This is a genomic window from Streptomyces vastus (assembly GCF_039532825.1).
GTDB lineage: Bacteria > Actinomycetota > Actinomycetes > Streptomycetales > Streptomycetaceae > Streptomyces > Streptomyces vastus.
Map to the genome: position 1 here is coordinate 69,783 of NZ_BAAASJ010000113.1, position 16,539 is coordinate 86,321.

A 16,539-nucleotide genomic window follows, 5' to 3' on the forward strand; every position below is an offset into this window, starting at 1 on the left:
TGTGGCTCGCCGTCCATCGGCAGGAGTAGACAGATGCTGGCATTCGTGGCGGCCGCCCTCTTCGTCATCGCCTTCGTCATCCGCGTCACCGAGACGTCGACAGAGGTGATCTTCAGCCCGACGAGCCTCATGCTTGTCGGGCTTGCTTTCCTCGCTGTGCACTCGGCCGGCGTGGGGTCTGGCCGGTCCTCCCGGGGAAGCGGACGTCGGCGCTGAGCTGGGCGATGCGTTCCATCCTCTTGTCGGCGGATCCGAACGCGGAGTCGCCACGAATTGCCCATCAGCCGGGCCGAGTTGCGCCCGGATCAGGCGATCAGCGCCTCCATCTGGTGGCTGTCCAGATGTCGCGGAAGAGCGATGGCGCGGAGTCCTTGCCGATCCAGGTAGGGGCAGTCACGGAAGGGCGGGCCATGGCGGATGCCTGAGCGACGGCATGCGCACCGTCGATGTCGGCCTTGCGGCATCCCGGGTCCCGCGACGCCTGGACACAGTCCGTGGGCTCACCGGAGGAGTACGCTGGGGTTACCGAGAGTATTTCGCGCACCGGCCTCCATGCTCGTGTCGTTTTCGGCGATTGGCTACGCCGGGCCGGTTCCGACCGGTCCGGAGCAGGGTTCGCATCATGACCGCGACCGTTTCGTACACGCCGACACTCGAAGACCGGCCCTCCCCTCCCTCTCTCCGCATGTCGCTGGCTCCCAGCGGTTCCGCACCGGCTCTGCTGGACGGCGCCTGGTGGCCCCGCTCCCGCGATCTCTGGGCGGAACTTCCTCCGCTGACGGCCGTGCTCGATCCGCTGTGGGGGCGGATCACCAGGGTCACGGTCAATCCCGCACACTGGCCGACCGTCCCGCGCAAGGTGCCCGTCGACGGGCATGTCGTGAAGGTGGGCTCGTTCCCGACCCAGCAAGACCCGCACCAGATGTTGCTCCTCTCCTACCGCGTGGGCCGCTGGGACCTGCTGGTGATCCCTCCGCAGACGGCTCCCGTCTCGGCCGCCTGGCTGATGGCCGCCGCGAGCGACCCGCTGCGCACGTCGACCGCGAGCCAATTGATGGCGGAGGCGGCGCGCCTGCGCACAGTGACGGAGACCGACCGGGCCGTGGAGGCGGTCTGGGACGCCGAAGGAGGCCATGAGGCAGGCGGTCCACCCTCACGTCCACGGATCCCGGCAGTCACCGCTCCAGCAGTCGCCATCCCGGCAGTCGCTCTTCCGACACAGCATCCGGCGAAAGGACTGTGAGGGCCATGGAGACCTTCGTGACCGTAGTGGTGCTCGTGGCGATGGTCGCTCTGGGCGCGTTCCTGATCCACCGGCTCAACAACCAGCACGACGAGCGCATCGCCGCTTTCCACTACAGCCGCTCCCGGCCGGCTGCCCGGGGACCCGCGCCATCGGCCCCGCAGCAGGTTCGCGGTCGCGCCGCAACGAGCGGCACCGGCGATCGCCGCGACCATCGCGACGGGGGACGTGGGCGACTCCGGCCGCGGCGCCGGGCCCGGGCACAAGGGAAGTGAGTCATCATGCTCCCCACCCAGCCCCTGGCAGACACCAGCAGTGAGCCGGTGCTTCCCGGCACCGCGGTCCTGCGGATGGAGACGACATCCAAGCGCACGGGAACGTTCGACGGCGCGTGGTGGCCACGGTCGCGCGACATCGGGAACCAACTGTCCGGCCTGGTCATCGCACTGACGGCCCGGCTGGGCACCATCGCCCGCGTCGGCCTCGACACGAGCGACTGGGACGAGACCCCGGGCCATCTGGTCGTCGCGGGACATACGGTCCGTATCGACTGGTCCGCCGTCGGGGACAGCACGATGATCGTCACCCGGGGTGCCCAGGACCGTTTCCTGTTCCTGGTGATACCTCCACAGACGGCCCCCTCCCCCGCCCACGCCGCGATGGCCATGGCCGTACGGGACAACAACGCCGTCTCGGCCGAGCATGTTCTCGCCGCCGCTGGTGTCACCCCGGCCGACCTGCCCGTCGTACCGTCCCGCTCTCCTGACTGACGGGGCCGACAGGAGCCGCACCGCTCAGCAATCGCACAACCCGCAGCCCAGGACCCCGGCCGCCGCACCGCAGACGACAGGCCGGGGTCTTCCCGCGCCGAGTGCTTCCCGGACCGCTCGGGTTCCGGGACACCATCGACGTAAGGAATGTGAGAACCATGGGTGTTCTGATCACCGTGCTGGTGGTGTTCGCCGTGGCCGGGCTGATCCTGCTCGCCAGCCTGCGCAACGTCCAGCAGTACGAGAAGGGCGTGGTGTTCCGCTTCGGGCGGCTGCTGCCGGACATCCGCGGGCCCGGCCTGCGCATCATCCGGCCGATCGGAGACCGGATGCGGAAGGTGTCCGTACAGACCGAGGTCCTCGGCATCCCGCCACAGGGGTCCATCACCGCCGACAACGTGACGCTCACCGTGGACGCGGTCGTCTACTTCAGGGTCATCGACCCGGTCAAAGCCCTGGTGAACGTCCGCAACTACCCCAGCGCCGTCTCCCAGATCGCCCAGACCTCGCTCCGTGCGGTCATCGGCAGGGCCGACCTGGACACGCTCCTCTCCGATCGCGACCACATCAACGCGGAGCTCAAGAAGGTGATGGACGCCCCAACCGAGGAACCCTGGGGACTGCGCATCGAACGCGTGGAGATCAAGGACATCGCCCTTCCGGAGTCGATGATGCGCTCCATGTCCAAGCAGGCCGAGGCCGAGCGTGAACGCCGTGCCCGGGTCATCGCCGCCGATGGTGAGTACCAGGCGTCCCAGCGCCTGAGCGACGCCGCGGCGACCATGGCCGACACACCGGGCGCTCTCCAACTGCGCCTGCTGCAGACGGTGGTGGACGTCTCGGCGGAGAAGAACAGCACCCTGGTCATGCCGTTCCCGGTGGAGATGCTCCGCTTCTTCGAGCACCAGAGCCGGGAGGCTGACGGCGAATCCACCCACCGGAGCATCCCGCGCCCCGCACTCCCCGAACTGACCACCCCCGGCCCGCCCACCACGCCCACCTTCTCGCTGCGTGGAGAGCCGGTCGGCTCTCTGAGCGGAGAGCGGGCCGGCTCCCGCGGAGAGCGTATCGGCAAGCGTGCGGCAGTGGACCGGGAACAGAGGGACAACGGGCCGACACCGGCGGACTCCGACTCCGGCGCGTCACATGCCCACAGCTGATCTCTCCCTGGTCCCGGGCAGTCGTCGGGTGAGCGCGAAGCTCCGTGGCGGCGAGTCGCCCACCATGGACGCGGTGCGGTTGCGTCGGGTGAACCGCCGGCTGGCACAGGGCCTGGGCGGGGAGCTGGCGGATCTGTACGTGGACTCCCGCGAGACGTCACCCCGTGAGGCGTACCGCCGTCCCAGCCGTCGGCACTTTCTGAACCGTCTCGCCTCCGACATCCGTCGGCCGGGGTTCGCCATGGTGATCGCAGAGACGGACGGCCTGGTGGGATGCGCCTTCGGATTCCCGATCCGCGGCGACGGCTTCTATTGGCCAGGGTTTGACGGAGCATTGCCGCACAGCATCGAGCAACTCACCGAGTCAGGAAGCGTCTTCGCGATCACCGACATCCTGGTCCGCCCGCACCCGCAGGACCAGGACGTGGCCCGCCGGTTGCAGGAGCGGCTGCTGACCGACCAGCAGGCGACACTCGGTGCCACCTTGGCGGACCGGGCCGATCACCCAACGCTCACTGCGCTCCGCTCCTGGGGATGGCTGGACCTGGGAGAGATCTGGAGGCCAATCAGCGCCACGGTGCTGCGGGTACTGGTCCTTCCCGTCGGGGAACTAACCGCCGTGAGGCTGGAGGGGCTTGCGCACGATGCCTGGACGCGGTGGCCCGGGTGAGGTCCCACCGCCGGTCGGCCCGTATCCAGGCGCTGGTCGCCGAGCAGGCGGCCCGACGCGGCGCCCGGGTCGGCGTGGTGGACGTGTGCACCGCGGCCGTGGCCGCGCTCCCGGTCGGCGGGGCCGGGCTGTCGGCGATGTCCCGGACCGCGCCGAGCCATCCGCTGTGCAGCACCGACGCCATCAGTGAACGACTGGAGGAGCTCCAGCTCACACTGGGTGAGGGGCCCTGCGTGGACGCCTTCCTGCACGGCTCGGCCATCCTGACACCCAATCTGCTCACCGGTGACCTGCAGGACCACTGGACCGTGTTCGCCGATGCGGCCCTGGAAGCCGGAGCGCGCGCGGTGTTCGCGTTTCCCCTGCAGATAGGGGCGATCAGCCCGGGAGTCCTGGACCTGTACGCCGACGTGCCGACCGTGCTGGACGCGGAGGAGTTGGCCGACGCGCTGGCCTTCGCCGATCTCGCGACGCTGCTCCTGCTCGATACAAGGATCGACGAGACAGGCTCGCCGACCGGCGGACCGTTGCCGGACCGCAGCTTCGAGGACCTGGGCGGATACCGGCAGGAGATCGACCAGGCCACCGGCATCCTCACCGTCCAACTCGGCGTCGGCATCGACGAAGCCTTCGTCCGGCTCCGCGCCTACGCCTATACGCAGGGACGCCGACTCGCCGAGGTGGCCGCCGACGTCGTAGCCCACCGGCTTCGCTTCTCCCCGGACACGGAACCGAGACGGACCGACGAGGAAACCTGAGGCACCGGTGCCATCCGATGAACGTGCTGCACTTCCCGCCCCTTCCCGGCGGGACTAGTCTCAATCGAGGGTGACACGATGAATCAGCAGCTCCTGGCCAAGACTTTCGTCGAGCTGGCGGACAACCTGGTCGCCGACTTCGACCTGATCGACTTCCTGCGCCTGCTCACCGACCGCTGCGTGGGCATGCTCGGCGCAGGTGCGGCCGGGGTGCTGCTCGCGGACCGCGACGGCGAACTCCGCGTGATGGCCGCCTCCGACGAACAGGTACGCCTGCTGGAGCTCTTCCAGCTCCAGAACGACGAAGGCCCCTGCCTCGAGTGCTTCCGCACCGGCACACAGGTGATCGTCCCCGACCTGACCCGGGAGGTCGATCGCTGGCCGCGCTTCGTCACGGTGGCCCACCACAGCGGTTTCGGGGCAGTCCAGGCCCTGCCGATGCGTTTGCGGGACGAGACCGTGGGCGCCCTGAACCTTTTCCGTGCCGCCCCCGGCCCCTTCGACCCGGCCGCCACCCTCATCGCCCAGGCCCTGGCCGACGTCGCCACCATCAGCCTCCTGCAACAACGCACCACCCACCGCAGCACGGTGCTCAACGAACAGCTGCAGACGGCATTGAACAGCCGGGTACTGATCGAGCAGGCCAAGGGGAAACTCGCCGAACGCCAGGGCATCGACATGGAACAGGCCTTCACCGCTCTGCGCGGCTACGCCCGCGCCCACAACCGGCGCTTGGCCGACGTGGCCCGCGCCTTCATCGACGACTCCGAACGCCTCCCCGGACTGGGGTCCTGACCCACTCCGTGCCACCGACCGCCGCCCCCGCGCCGGGATTCACGGTCCGTACGGCCGCCGCCGCAGTGCGGCGGCGGCCGTACGTGGCGCGAGGATGGGAGGCCCCCCTCCACCGTTTCCTCGCGCGCTGTCCTCCGCGGCGGCGGGACTGGTGAGAACACCCCGTCTGGAAATGCCGGGAGGACGGAGGCTGGAGCCGCTCACTGCGGCGATGCGGCTCCGGCCGGGCCTGGTTTCCGACTCGGGGGCTGGGAGCCTGGATGGGAAGACCTGCTGGTACCTGACACGGTCGCAGTCCCGTCTTCCCCGCGTGAAGCCTAGAGCAGATACAGGCGAAGCGGAACAGGGCCGTTCGCGGGCGCCGCCCGTGCACCCGGGACATCGTCACGCGGTCCTCCTCGGAACACGGGGGTCGGCCATCACCTGGTCGTGCAGGCGGGCACAGGTGCGGGTGATCAGACGGGAGACGTGCATCTGGGAGACACCGAGCTGTAGGCCGATGCGGGCCTGCGTCATCTCGCAGAAGAACCTCATGTACAGGATCTGCCGTTCGCGTTCGGGCAGTGCCTGCAGCAGGGGGCGGAGCGCCTCACGGTTGACGACCCGGTCGAAGCCAGGCTCCATGCCACCGAGGGTGTCGGTCAGGGGGTGGCTGTCCTCGGAGTGGCCGGGCACGGAGTCCAAGGACCGGGCGGTGAAGCTCTCCAGCGCCCCCTGACCCAGCCGTACCTCGGCCTCGGTCAGGCCGGCGTGTGCGGCGATCTCGTGGGCTGCGGGGATGCGGCCTCCCAGCGAAGAGCACAACTCATGGTCGGCGGAGCGGACCCGACGGCGCAGCTCCTGTACGCGCCGCGGCACATGAACGACCCACAGTTCGTCACGGAAGTGCCGCTTCACCTCGCCGAGGATCGTCGGTATGGCAAAACTCGGGAAGGCGGTTCCGCGACTGGGGTCGAAGCGGGCTACCGCCTTGACCAGGCCCAGTTGGGCGACCTGCTTGAGGTCCTCGAAGGTCTCACCACGATGGCGGAAGCGCCGGGCGAGCCGTACGGCCATCGGCATCCAGGCGCACACCACGTCCTGCCGCAGCGCGGACTTCTCCGGGCCGCCCGGCAGGGCGGCGATGCGGCGGAACGCGGCGTCGGTGTCCGGCGCGTCGTCGTAGGGGTATGCGCTTCGTGGGCTCTGCGTGCGTTGGTCCGGCATGGGCACGTGTCTCCCTTATTGGTGGCGTCACTCACCGTGGGAGCCGGCAGACCGCAGCGCACAGGGGAGCAGCGAAAGCTGCTCCCACGGGCGTGCCTCCGGTCTGAAGCACACCAGGCGGGTTCCCGGACAGTCCGCTTTCAAACAGCTCTCCGTGACACAACTGCGGCTACCGACGACAGGCGTCCCTTCGCCCGTACCCTGGCTCGTCGCCGCGTCCCACCCTGTCCTCGACAAGCTGGTCAGCGCACTCACCTGTCCATCTGCCGGCGCCACAGTGACCCCGTGCCCCCAACGGGCCCCGGCGCGGCGCCGATCCGGGGCTATGCTGCTGAACAGACGTCCCAGACCCAGGCGCCGCACCGCCCATCGGCCACGATGGCAGTCCCGCACATCTTCCGGCCCCCCTGAACCGAGGCGCGTCATGCCCGCTCCGCGGCAACCACACGAACTCGAAGGCTCTGAGCCGTCCGCGATGGACACGGTGCGTCTGCGCCGGCTGAACCGCTGGCAGGCCGAGGGCCTGCGGGAGGACCTGGCGGATCTGTACGTGGAGTCTTCCGCAGCCGCTCCCGGTGAGGAGTTCCACGACCGGCAGAAGTTCCTGCACCGCCTGGCAAACGACGTACAGCTGCCGGGATTCGACATGCTGGTCGCCGAGGCGCGGTCCCTGGCCGGGTGTGTCTTCGGATTCCCCGTGCCGCGCGACGGCTCCTGGTGGCAGGGGTTCGACGGACCGATGCCGCAGAACCTTGAGCAACTGACCGCGTCCGGACATGTCTTCGCAATCCTCGAAACCCTCGTCCATCCGCACAAGCACGCCCACGGGCTCGCCCGCCGACTCCAGGAGCGTCTGCTCGCCGACCACCAGGCTTCGCTCGGCGTCACCTTGGTGGATCAGTCCGACCGTTCAGCCTGTGCCGCCTTCAAGAACTGGGGCTGGCAGGAGGCGGGGCAGATCCACCGACTTCCCGGCCCAACGGCCTTACGCGTACTCGTTCTTCCTCTTGGCGAGCGCACGGCGGAACATCCGGACGGCCTCGCCCACAACGACCAGACCCAACGGCCCGAATAGCCGTCCGCGCCGGCCGGACGCGGCGCGTGTGGAAGCGTGGAGGAGCGCGTGGATCTGTCGCCGGAACAGGAGGCGCGGCGGATCGCGGCGGTGCGTCGTCAGCGGCAGGGGCGCACCCGCCGCCGCTCTCACCTCGCTGATCCGCTACACCCTGCGCTCCACCGCCCTGTTGGAGCGCGACCCGTGTGCCGTACTGCGGGCGCTGAACTCCGCTCTGCTGTCGGCATCGTCCGACGGCAGCCGTTTCTGCACTTGACCAGACCGAACGGGCGGTAAGCCGACGGGCCGGTGTTTGAGATCCCCGAGGTGGGCTACACAGGAGGGGCGTCCGACGGCCGGCCCGGACGAAGGCACCGGAGAGTTGAGCTCACAGCTCCCGGTGCCGTCCGCTGGAGGGCACTCCGTCACCCCCGGTCCGCCGCATGAAGGCGCCGCAGCGCCTGGCGAAGCTCCCGCTGCATCTCTTCCGGGAGCGTCTCGTCCTTCGTCGTGGCGACCAGAGCCGCAGCCACATCCCGGAGCTTGATATTGCAGTGCTGCGACACGCCCACCAGCAGATCCCATGCCCTCGCGCTGGAACACGGCGCCAGGACCATCACCATGCCGCGCGCCTGGTCGATCACCGCACGGGTCGCCAGCGCCCGCCCCAACTGCTCGTTCTTGGCACGCAGTTCGACGACCTCGGTCAGCAAAGCCGCATCGCCTGCCGAAGCAACAGCCGTCAGCAGCGGCCGTTCTTCACGGGGCGCGGTCACCTGGTGCATGGTGCGTACCTCAGCAGTTCTCACAACACAGTCCTCACAACACAGTTGTCGTGCCCAGGGGCGGTCAGCGACGCGCCAGTTGCCTCTCACCGGCTGCACCGGGCTTGTAGGGCAGGCCGTAGTGCTTGAAGATCGCCTCCTCCTGGTCGGCGGGCAGCACGTCGTCGGTGCCGATCGAAGGGGCCTGCTTCACCAGCGTTTTGACATAGGCGACCTTGAGATAGCCCGGCCCGGCGATCGCGTCCTCCAAGGGGACGAATACCAGCCGGTGCCGGGTGGGCAGTCCAGTTCGTACGGTGGCCATGGCCGGCTCATCGGTGGTGGTGTCCACATAGACCGCTTCGAGGACACCGATCTTGTGGGACTCGGTATCGACGACGTCGAGATCGCGCCATTCCCGGACATCAGCTGCGTGAATCATGACCTCTCCCTACCGAAGGACTTGCCTGGTCGGCATGAACCTCATCGCAGGTCTGCCGTATGAAGCCGCCGCAGCGCACGACGCAGCGCCCGATGGATCTGCCCCGGGAGCGGCTCACCCTCCGAGGTGGCGACCAGAGCCGCCGCCACTTCCCGGAGTTTGAGATCGCACTGCCGTGAGACATCCACCAGCAGGTTCCTGGCCGCCCCACGGCGGCACGGGGTCAGGGCCATCACCATGCCGCAGGCCTGGTCGATCACCACACGGCCGGACAGTGCCCGCCGCAGCTGATCGTTCTCGGCGAGCAGCGCGACACCAGCCTGCCCGACCGGCGCGTTCCCCCACGAGACCTCGGCCTTCAGATCCCACCACTCCTCTTGGATCACACTTGTGCGTTGCATGGCATGTACCTCTCCGGGCTCTCGACGTGTCCGGCCTGGCTGAAGCCGTTCCGGACTCCCTGGCTGCTGGGTCACTTCACGGGTCACCTGCGGTGTTCGCGGTCCTGCCGGTCCTCGCGCCTCCAGCGCGCTCGGTGCAGACGGCTGTAGCGGCGGTCCCAGCGGTCCTGACGATCCCGGCGCTCCTGATAGTCCCGGTAGTTCCCGAGATCGGACCTGCTACTACGGCCCCGGCCCCCGCCACGATCGCGGCCGTAGCGGGTGGCCCCGAAGACCAACACCGCCGCGGCCACCCACCAGATGGGATCGAGGAAGCCGAAACCGAACAAGACCATGATGAGGACGAGTAGCAGGACGAACACAGCGTGCCTCCCCGGGAGCTGGACACAGCATCGATACCGGGGACTGGGGCCTCACCCCACAGCGTAGTCCTGCCCGAAGATTCCGGATACGGCGCGACACCCGTGCGTCCTGTCCGGCACGGATGGCTGCTTGACACCTATCCGGGAAATGCGGGGAGGGCTAGCTTGCGTCGTGCCGCCCCGGTCCCCGGCAGCGTCGCACCGCCATCGCGCTCCCCAGGGGCGCACCCTGCGCATCGGTGCCGGAACCCGCCGCATCACGAGCGTGGCTGTTCCCGCACGCGCCCATCGTCTTGTGATCCCGGCGCGGCCCCGATGTGCCTCAAGCGGGCAACGATCTGCTGCCCGTCGCGTCGCACGCATCCCACGACAGGCGGTACACATGTACGCGCTGATCGTTCCAGTTTCGGCTCCCTTCGTCCTGCTCGCCACCGTGCTGGGCCTGTCCTGGTGGGAGGACCATGTCCTGCCGTCGCCGCCGGCCGAACCGGCTGAATCCCCCGTCGAGGCTCCGCTTGCCCCAGCGGCCCCTGCCCAGTTCCCAGAACTCCTCCGTGTCGACGCTACGTTGACAAGGGAGGTTGCCAGGCGTTGACTGACCGCAGGCGTGGGGCTACACCGCTCCGGAATTCTCCGGGCGAGGCCTTCCACCTTCCGCTTCGCCCTGACCCCGCGGAACGCAGGAACTGTCCCTGTGACCACGTGGAGGCTCGGCCATGTTTCTTTGGATTCTTCTCCTCCTGCTGATCCTCGTGGTGTTCGGGTTCGGCTTCACCATGCAGACCCTTTGGTGGGTCGCTGCCGTACTGCTGGTCGTCTGGATCGTCGGCTTCACGAGGCGCGGGCGCGGCGGAGCCAGGCGTCGGTACGGCCGCCGGTAATCCACACCGGGGCCCGATCCCGCCCACGGGAATGGCGGCCGGTACGACGATCACGCGCGGGGCCCCACTCAGCAGACCCGTAGGAGGCCGACCATGGGCGTCGGACAGACGATCAAGCACAAGACCCAGGCATTCAAGGGTCGGATTACCGAACGCGTCCGGACCACCCGCAACAGGCGACTGCAGCGGCAAGGCAGGACCGACCGGGTATCCGGAAACCTGAAGCAGGCCGGCTCCAAGGCCAAGCACGCCTTCAGGCGCTGACCACAAACGCCCGGGTGGTGGCCACGTCACGTGGACACCACCCGGCAGGCCTCAACGCTCAATGAGCCGACAGGAATTGACGGCAATGATGCAGACCTATCTGCGAACCAAGAGCCAAAGAAGGCAGCCATGTTCACCGTCGTGATCACCGCCATGATCGTCATTGGCATGGCCACCCTCCTCTACCTCGGACGCGGAAGGGCCCGGGGCAGCGGCGGACGCGGGCTGAAGAGGCTCTTCGGCCCCGAGTACGACCGTGCCGTCGCCCGCCATAACGGCGACATCAGGGCGGCCGAGCGGGAACTCAGTGAGCGCGTGAAGCGGCACGGCTCCCTCAGGGAGCAGCCGCTGTCGCCCGAGGCCCGCGAGCACTACGTGACTGAATGGGCCGCCGTCCAAGAGCAGTTCGTCGAATCACCGCAGAGGGCCATCACCGAGGCGGATGCGCTGCTGGCGCGCCTGGCAAAGGACCGCGGTTTCCCTGACGGCGAGCAGTTCGATGAGCAGTTGGCTGCCCTCTCCGTCCGCCACGCCTACTTCGTCCAGGGTTATCGCAGCATGCACACAGCCGCCCACGACCAGAGCGGCACCGAGGAGATGCGGGAAGCCATGGTCGAAGCCCGAAGCCTCTTCGAGGCACTGGTCTTCGAACAACCGGCTGCCCCGGACCGGCGCCGCCCGCAGACCCCCGACAGCCAAGGACACGCGCCGTGGCCACCGACCCGACGCCACGCGAAGGGAAGCAGCACCTGATGTCGCACAACGCCGAACACGCACGGCAGCCCCAGGCCGGGAGCCCGGTTCCCGCGATGCAGCGCGCCCCGCAGACACCTCCCACCGACTCCACCGACTCTGCTCACACACCGCGTGAGCCCGGCACCAGCGCCGACGGCGCCGATCGCCGGCTGGGCTCGAAGCTGCTCCCGCAACGCAAACGGGACAAGCTCACCCTGCGCCTCCAACAGGCCCTCAGCAACTTCGCCGGCAGCCGCGCCAAGCGGCGGAAGAGGCCGACAGCACCTTCGACGAACTCGCCACCCACCTGACGGACGCCCTCGCAGAACGGCGTCGTGTCCTCCCGCGCAAGCTGGCAGGACCCGGAGACCGAAACACAGACAGAGGAACTACGGCTCGTGCTGAGGCACTACCGGGAGATCACCGAAAGTCTGCTGCACACGTCAGCGCCTGCCAGTCAGTGACGCTGTCCTCCCCGCAGAAACCACTGCCGTCGTTGTCCGACCGGTGCGGTGTACACCGCACCGGTCGGACAACGACGGCAGTGTTCTGGAATCGGGAGCCGGAGGCACACCGCCCGTGGCGGCGAGCATCAATCCCTCCGGCAGAAAACGGCGTCCGGGAGCCAAGCACCGCCGACTCCGCAATGCCACCTGACCACACGAGTGGCAGGACGACTCCTGGTGGCTGACCAGGGTCGCGCATATCAGACTGGGCCTTCCCGCGCTCTACTCGCCGACGAGGCCGCCCACCGAGGCCCGGACCGGCTTGTCACTGCTCATCAGCGGTGGCGTCGGAACTGCTCACGGCGCCGCCGCTGGACGGCGCGGACGACACCGAAGCCTTGGAACTGGAACTGGAACTGGAACTGGAACTGGGGCTGGAGCTGGGACGAGAACTGGTGTCCGGCGCCGCGCTCTCATCCGGCGAGGCATAAATGCTCGTCTGCGGCGCCGCGCCACTGGACGTACCCGGGGTAGGTGTGCGGCTGTCGGCGGGACTGGGGGTACCGGCCGCGCCACCGCCCACCGAGGTTCCCCTGCCAGGCTCATTCTTGACCACGGCCGCTACCGGCTTGCCCATGATCAGCTCGACTGCGGTCACCGTGACCATCGCCAGGGCGAACACCAGGCCCGTGGCCAGGGCGTACTTCTTCCAGCCGATGGACCTCCGGACGGAGCCACCCCGATAGGTGGTGACCGTCTCACCTTCGGAGGGCGCAAAGGACGGTATCGCGTCGGCAGCCGAAGCGTCCGCCGGTAGACCGAACGCCGCCCGGGCGCCCGCGCGGTGTTCCGCCCGCTCCTCGCCCGGGGTCCTCGGCACTCCTACGGGCGGCACCCGGCCACGGATCCCCTCGCCCGTCCGTCGGAAAGCGTGTTGGAAGACCGCTGCGCCGGTGGTCGCGCTGGTACTGACCACGGCGGCGCCGATGATCGTCCCGGTCACCCCCAGCAGGGACGCCAGCACCGCGCCCACCACAGTCGCGAGTGCGCTCGCCACTACCTGCACAACAGTCAGGTCGAGCACCTTGCGCTTGGGCGCCCCTTCCTCTTCTTCTCTGAGATTCTCCATCAATATCCCTTGATGGTTCTGGAGCCCGACAGTCACAGCGTGATGGCCGGACTTGTCCCGCTCACGGCGGGGTTGACGGGAGGTTTGATGGAGGTCAGGGGAGCGATTCGCGGTCGCGTGGCAGCGCCCTCCTGCGTGAATGGAGCTGTGCGCACCGGACGAGGATGGCCGATACGCACTGGCCCAACGCCATGGACAACGAATCGCCCCGGAGACACCGCCGGCCCGGACACGCCCGCGCCGCCCCGGCCCCTGTACGGCCCCTGGGTCTTGACATCGGCCCCCTAGGCAGTCGCCCAGACCGCGAGCGACACCCTAGATCATCTACTCAGCCGCAGGTCAGAGGGGTTGGAGCTCCCCCGACCGCCGCCGGACTCTAAACCCACGAGCAGCGGATTCAGTCCGTTCAGGCAAAGTTGACGGTCCGGCACCCGAAAATGAACGTTTCCGCAGGTCAGGGCACTGCTGAGGTGGGGCGGGTGGGACTCGAACCCACGGCCGACGGATTATGAGTCCATTCAGGATCTTGTCGGCCCTTGCCGATCAGTGCCGATTCACGCCGTTCTTGCAGGTCAGGCGTGTGCACTTGTGTCGGCCTTGCGCGGTCCTTGTCGGTTGGTTCCTGTCCTTGCGGTCCCTCTATGGTCCCTGTCGCTCCTTGAGAGCCTGCCCAATACGGAATCCCGGACGTCGCTCCAGCTCAGCCGACGCTGTCGAACCCTGGCGCAGCGGATTCCCCTTCCAACGCGCAGAGGCTCCGCCCCGGCGCTCGGGGCGGAGCTTCTGTGGCCGTTATCGCAGGCCAGGACCCAAGATCTTCATCAGCCTTCTAGCCTAGGCCTGTGTGCGGATCTCCAGTTGAGCGGACGTCATGGATGCAGTCACCCGCACCTCGATGCCTCTGGTTGTCGTGACCAAGCGGTAGGAGGCCGGGTTGCCGTTGAGCCGTACATCGGCCACCTTCGAGCCCTTGGGGAGTACGGCACCGACGACCAGTGTTCCGCTCAGGGAACGGGATCGGACATCCGTACGGTAACTGGCGCCGTCGTGGGTGGCGGTGACGTCCACCGAGCCCGCGCCGAGCTGGATCTTCTGGCCGCTGATTTTGCGCTGGCCGTCGGGCACCTGCGGGACCACTGCGAGGGTCTTGTTGCCCAGGTCGGGGTTCACGCCGAGCTGCTGGTGCACCACCGGCCAGAGGATGCCGTAGGTGCCCCACGCCTGGAGCGTCATCGACCTGTCGTAGAACGGGCGGTCGATGTTGGCCTTGAAGTCCGGGGAGGGGGCGATCTCGGGCATGGCGCCGGGGGTCTCCCACACCGCCGGGTCGAGCTGGATGCGGGCGTTGCCGGTGGTGTAGCGGCGCTGGGGGCCCAGTCGGCCGAAGTTGCCCTCGGCCACCGCCATCACGGCTGTGTTCAGCGAGAAGGTCGACCGCTCACTGCCCACCGCGGACACAACGGTGTCGCACGAGGGGCCGGGGTTGCCCGACGCGACGCTCGTCGGTCCGGTGCCGGTGTGGTACGTACCGAACTCGCCGTTGTAGCAGTCGCGTTCGCGTTGGATCAGGGCCTGCTTACCGTGCTCGGGGGACGCGATCGGGCCGGCCTCCATCGGCGTGATGCCGGTCCAATGGCGCTGCAACACGGGGGTGTTGTCGTTGGCCGGGTCGGCGGGGTCGTCGATGGATTCGGCGTACCCGGCGGCTTCCGGGACCCACCACTGTGCTTCGAACCGCTTCTGCAGGGAGTCTGCCGTGCCGGTGGCCCACTTGGCCGTGGCGCTGTCCTTCTTGCTGCGGGCCATGTCGGCCAGGTCGCGCAGGCCCCGGATCAGGTAGACCGTGTTCTCGAGTTTCTCCTCGCCCATGCCCTGGCGTTCGACGTTGCCCAGGCCCTCCGGCCAGCCGTCCCCGTCCTTGTCGAGGTTCTTCGTGATGTAGCGGAGGTTGCGGACGGTGAAGTCGTACATCTCGTCGCGGAATCGGTTGTCGCCGGTCCAGCGCCAGACCAGGGCAACCGTGCTGGGGAACTTGGCCGTCTCGTCGGTGTTGCCCGCCGAGGTGTTGCTTCCGTAGTAGACGTCCCCGGTGGACACCACCTCGTGCACGACCTTGCCGCTGCGCTTGTTCATCAGGTCGCTGACATCGCGCAGGGCCCTCAAGTGGTCGCGCACGATGTCGAACTGGCCTGCGGCGATGGCCGCGTACGCGGTGTACTCGCCATCCGTGCCGAACAGCCACGGGTAGTCCGGGAAGCCCGCGGCGAGCCAGCGCATCTTCGGCACGGTTCCCAGGGCCGCGGGATAGGCCCTGCCCTCGTCGACGTCCCGGATCTTGACGTCCGTGGCCTCCTGGGCGGAGTCGAGGAGGTTCTGCTTGCTCCACTCGACGCTCTGCTGGAGCAGGCGGTCACCCGGCAGGTCCACCACCGTGGACGACGCGGCGGCGCGCCGGGCGGACACGGTCTGCTTGAGCCCGGCGGCCGGGTCGCGCAGGGCCTGGTCGTACGAGGCTCGGGCGTCCTTGGCGCTCTGGTCCGAACCGGCGACGGCGAACCAGACCGTCGTGGAGCGCCCCGCCTTCAGACGCAGGTCGTACTCCAGTTGGCCGCCGGTGCCCTTGCCGAAGGCCGAATCGTCGCAGCGGGCCGGGGCCGTACCGTCGGCCGGGCAGACCACGGCGGGATCCTGTGGTCCCCGGTGGTCCGGGCCGAGGGCCTGCGCCACGGGCTTGGCGGACGACCCGACGACCGCGGTGCCGGACTTGTCGCGGAACATCAGCGCACCGCCGCTGACGGAGCCGGTGTCCGGGTCGTTGGTGGCGGCGCCGGGCGTGGTCCAGCCCCATGGGTACGCCGGCATCAGCTCGGAGTGGGCGTCCAGGGCGAGCCGTACGTCGCGGGACCGCTCGGAGCGGAACGTCAGTCCGATGACGGTCGCGCGGGTGCCCTCGGGGGTGTATTCGACGCGGTCCGCCGAGAGCCCTTTGCCCCGGTACTCGAACCGCTGGTATCCCTGGCCCCGGACGTACTTGGTGGCTGGGATGTCCTTGCCGAGCCATGATCCGTCGGCCGCGAACCAGACACCGTCCAGGAGCTTGAGCGGGGCGGTCCAGAAGCCGCCCATCTCGCCCCGGATGTGCCAGCCGGTCGCCGGGTACAGGCCGGTTTCGTCGCCCATCGCGTAGGCCCGGTCCCCGGACACCAGCGACCGGCGGTCCTCCAGCCGGGAGGTCTCGGACAACTCCGCGGGACCGCCCGCCGATGCCGATGCCGATGTTGATGCGGACGTCGATGTTGATGCGGACGTCGAGCCCGATGCCGACGTCACTGGCAGCAGAGCGGATATGAGTGCCGCCGCCGTTGCCGTGACCACACTGACTCTCACTGGACACCTCCGGGTTGGATGACGGTCACGCCGGCCGCTGGACACACTGAGGTACTGACAAAGGGCATGCTG

Annotated in this window: 21 protein-coding genes; 14 read left to right on the plus strand and 7 right to left on the minus strand. The window is 68.6% G+C overall.

Going from position 1 to position 16,539, the window contains the following annotated elements; genetic code table 11:
* The first annotated feature begins 33 nt into the window (after positions 1-33).
* From ABD357_RS35100 to ABD357_RS35135, 8 genes are all read left to right on the plus strand, one after another.
* Positions 34-216, plus strand: a complete 183-nt coding sequence (locus tag ABD357_RS35100) for a hypothetical protein (protein ID WP_165338510.1) — start codon at positions 34-36, stop codon at positions 214-216.
* Positions 217-622: 406 nt separating this feature from the next.
* Positions 623-1,243 carry a DUF5994 family protein gene (locus ABD357_RS35105; RefSeq protein ID WP_344395288.1) on the plus strand — a complete coding sequence of 207 codons (621 nt, stop codon included), beginning with the start codon at positions 623-625 and terminating at the stop codon, positions 1,241-1,243.
* 5 nt (positions 1,244-1,248) lie between these two features.
* Positions 1,249-1,518, plus strand: a complete 270-nt coding sequence (locus ABD357_RS35110) for a hypothetical protein (protein ID WP_344395289.1) — start codon at positions 1,249-1,251, stop codon at positions 1,516-1,518.
* A gap of 6 nt (positions 1,519-1,524) precedes the next feature.
* Complete coding sequence (locus ABD357_RS35115) at positions 1,525-2,013, plus strand: DUF5994 family protein (protein ID WP_344395290.1); 489 nt, start codon at positions 1,525-1,527, stop codon at positions 2,011-2,013.
* Positions 2,014-2,171: 158 nt separating this feature from the next.
* The gene (locus ABD357_RS35120; protein ID WP_344395291.1) at positions 2,172-3,173 is read left to right on the plus strand and encodes a slipin family protein; all 1,002 of its coding nucleotides are present in this window, start codon (positions 2,172-2,174) and stop codon (positions 3,171-3,173) included.
* 28 nt (positions 3,174-3,201) lie between these two features.
* Complete coding sequence (locus tag ABD357_RS35125) at positions 3,202-3,843, plus strand: hypothetical protein (protein WP_344395292.1); 642 nt, start codon at positions 3,202-3,204, stop codon at positions 3,841-3,843.
* On the plus strand, positions 3,840-4,601 hold the full coding sequence (locus ABD357_RS35130; RefSeq protein WP_344395293.1) for a GAF and ANTAR domain-containing protein: 762 nt from the start codon (positions 3,840-3,842) through the stop codon (positions 4,599-4,601). Before ABD357_RS35125 ends, ABD357_RS35130 begins: the two co-directional genes overlap by 4 nt.
* A gap of 78 nt (positions 4,602-4,679) precedes the next feature.
* On the plus strand, positions 4,680-5,396 hold the full coding sequence (locus ABD357_RS35135) for an ANTAR domain-containing protein (RefSeq protein ID WP_344395294.1): 717 nt from the start codon (positions 4,680-4,682) through the stop codon (positions 5,394-5,396).
* 384 nt (positions 5,397-5,780) lie between these two features.
* Here ABD357_RS35135 and ABD357_RS35140 read toward each other — a convergent pair whose 3' ends face one another.
* Positions 5,781-6,602: a SigB/SigF/SigG family RNA polymerase sigma factor gene (locus ABD357_RS35140; RefSeq protein ID WP_344395295.1), complete on the minus strand. Its 822-nt coding sequence runs from the start codon at positions 6,600-6,602 to the stop codon at positions 5,781-5,783.
* A gap of 475 nt (positions 6,603-7,077) precedes the next feature.
* Here ABD357_RS35140 and ABD357_RS35145 point away from each other — a divergent pair, with 475 nt between their 5' ends.
* Positions 7,078-7,677, plus strand: a complete 600-nt coding sequence (locus ABD357_RS35145) for a hypothetical protein (RefSeq protein WP_246568944.1) — start codon at positions 7,078-7,080, stop codon at positions 7,675-7,677.
* 28 nt (positions 7,678-7,705) lie between these two features.
* Positions 7,706-7,933, plus strand: a complete 228-nt coding sequence (locus ABD357_RS35150; protein ID WP_344395296.1) for a SpoIIE family protein phosphatase — start codon at positions 7,706-7,708, stop codon at positions 7,931-7,933.
* A 148-nt stretch (positions 7,934-8,081) separates the two neighbouring features.
* Here ABD357_RS35150 and ABD357_RS35155 read toward each other — a convergent pair whose 3' ends face one another.
* The 4 genes from ABD357_RS35155 to ABD357_RS35170 all read right to left on the minus strand — a co-directional run bounded on the left by ABD357_RS35155 (position 8,082) and on the right by ABD357_RS35170 (position 9,625).
* Positions 8,082-8,441, minus strand: coding sequence for an ANTAR domain-containing protein (locus tag ABD357_RS35155; protein WP_344395297.1), 360 nt, complete (start codon positions 8,439-8,441; stop codon positions 8,082-8,084).
* A gap of 64 nt (positions 8,442-8,505) precedes the next feature.
* Complete coding sequence (locus ABD357_RS35160; protein WP_151483375.1) at positions 8,506-8,862, minus strand: PRC-barrel domain-containing protein; 357 nt, start codon at positions 8,860-8,862, stop codon at positions 8,506-8,508.
* Between the two features lie 41 nt (positions 8,863-8,903).
* On the minus strand, positions 8,904-9,263 hold the full coding sequence (locus ABD357_RS35165) for an ANTAR domain-containing protein (RefSeq protein ID WP_344395299.1): 360 nt from the start codon (positions 9,261-9,263) through the stop codon (positions 8,904-8,906).
* An 83-nt stretch (positions 9,264-9,346) separates the two neighbouring features.
* Complete coding sequence (locus tag ABD357_RS35170; RefSeq protein ID WP_344395300.1) at positions 9,347-9,625, minus strand: hypothetical protein; 279 nt, start codon at positions 9,623-9,625, stop codon at positions 9,347-9,349.
* 716 nt (positions 9,626-10,341) lie between these two features.
* Between ABD357_RS35170 and ABD357_RS35175 the strand changes: the two genes are divergently transcribed.
* The 4 genes from ABD357_RS35175 (at position 10,342) to ABD357_RS35190 (ending at position 11,816) form a co-directional block, all read left to right on the plus strand.
* Complete coding sequence (locus ABD357_RS35175; RefSeq protein WP_344395301.1) at positions 10,342-10,506, plus strand: hydrophobic protein; 165 nt, start codon at positions 10,342-10,344, stop codon at positions 10,504-10,506.
* 93 nt (positions 10,507-10,599) lie between these two features.
* Entirely contained in the window at positions 10,600-10,770 is a 171-nt protein-coding gene (locus ABD357_RS35180) for a CsbD family protein (RefSeq protein ID WP_344395302.1), read from the plus strand.
* 129 nt (positions 10,771-10,899) lie between these two features.
* Positions 10,900-11,523, plus strand: a complete 624-nt coding sequence (locus ABD357_RS35185; RefSeq protein WP_344395303.1) for a hypothetical protein — start codon at positions 10,900-10,902, stop codon at positions 11,521-11,523.
* Entirely contained in the window at positions 11,523-11,816 is a 294-nt protein-coding gene (locus ABD357_RS35190) for a hypothetical protein (protein ID WP_344395304.1), read from the plus strand. The genes ABD357_RS35185 and ABD357_RS35190 overlap by 1 nt, the downstream gene beginning before the upstream one ends.
* 460 nt (positions 11,817-12,276) lie before the next feature.
* Here ABD357_RS35190 and ABD357_RS35195 read toward each other — a convergent pair whose 3' ends face one another.
* Together ABD357_RS35195 and ABD357_RS35200 are read right to left on the minus strand one after the other, a co-directional pair.
* Positions 12,277-13,080 carry a hypothetical protein gene (locus ABD357_RS35195; protein WP_344395305.1) on the minus strand — a complete coding sequence of 268 codons (804 nt, stop codon included), beginning with the start codon at positions 13,078-13,080 and terminating at the stop codon, positions 12,277-12,279.
* A gap of 834 nt (positions 13,081-13,914) precedes the next feature.
* Positions 13,915-16,323, minus strand: coding sequence for a glucosidase family protein (locus ABD357_RS35200; RefSeq protein WP_344395306.1), 2,409 nt, complete (start codon positions 16,321-16,323; stop codon positions 13,915-13,917).
* Positions 16,324-16,539: the final 216 nt, after the last annotated feature.

Excerpts from the sequence above, each read along its gene's own strand:
- ABD357_RS35100 (WP_165338510.1), top strand. The coding sequence starts at position 34 with ATGCTGGCATTCGTGGCGGCCGCCCTCTTCGTCATCGCCTTCGTCATC.
- ABD357_RS35105 (WP_344395288.1), top strand. The coding sequence starts at position 623 with ATGACCGCGACCGTTTCGTACACGCCGACACTCGAAGACCGGCCCTCC.
- ABD357_RS35110 (WP_344395289.1), top strand. The coding sequence starts at position 1,249 with ATGGAGACCTTCGTGACCGTAGTGGTGCTCGTGGCGATGGTCGCTCTG.
- ABD357_RS35115 (WP_344395290.1), top strand. The coding sequence starts at position 1,525 with ATGCTCCCCACCCAGCCCCTGGCAGACACCAGCAGTGAGCCGGTGCTT.
- ABD357_RS35120 (WP_344395291.1), top strand. The coding sequence starts at position 2,172 with ATGGGTGTTCTGATCACCGTGCTGGTGGTGTTCGCCGTGGCCGGGCTG.
- ABD357_RS35135 (WP_344395294.1), top strand. The coding sequence starts at position 4,680 with ATGAATCAGCAGCTCCTGGCCAAGACTTTCGTCGAGCTGGCGGACAAC.
- ABD357_RS35140 (WP_344395295.1), bottom strand. The coding sequence starts at position 6,602 with ATGCCGGACCAACGCACGCAGAGCCCACGAAGCGCATACCCCTACGAC.
- ABD357_RS35145 (WP_246568944.1), top strand. The coding sequence starts at position 7,078 with ATGGACACGGTGCGTCTGCGCCGGCTGAACCGCTGGCAGGCCGAGGGC.
- ABD357_RS35155 (WP_344395297.1), bottom strand. The coding sequence starts at position 8,441 with ATGCACCAGGTGACCGCGCCCCGTGAAGAACGGCCGCTGCTGACGGCT.
- ABD357_RS35160 (WP_151483375.1), bottom strand. The coding sequence starts at position 8,862 with ATGATTCACGCAGCTGATGTCCGGGAATGGCGCGATCTCGACGTCGTC.
- ABD357_RS35165 (WP_344395299.1), bottom strand. The coding sequence starts at position 9,263 with ATGCAACGCACAAGTGTGATCCAAGAGGAGTGGTGGGATCTGAAGGCC.
- ABD357_RS35175 (WP_344395301.1), top strand. The coding sequence starts at position 10,342 with ATGTTTCTTTGGATTCTTCTCCTCCTGCTGATCCTCGTGGTGTTCGGG.
- ABD357_RS35180 (WP_344395302.1), top strand. The coding sequence starts at position 10,600 with ATGGGCGTCGGACAGACGATCAAGCACAAGACCCAGGCATTCAAGGGT.
- ABD357_RS35185 (WP_344395303.1), top strand. The coding sequence starts at position 10,900 with ATGTTCACCGTCGTGATCACCGCCATGATCGTCATTGGCATGGCCACC.
- ABD357_RS35190 (WP_344395304.1), top strand. The coding sequence starts at position 11,523 with ATGTCGCACAACGCCGAACACGCACGGCAGCCCCAGGCCGGGAGCCCG.
- ABD357_RS35195 (WP_344395305.1), bottom strand. The coding sequence starts at position 13,080 with ATGGAGAATCTCAGAGAAGAAGAGGAAGGGGCGCCCAAGCGCAAGGTG.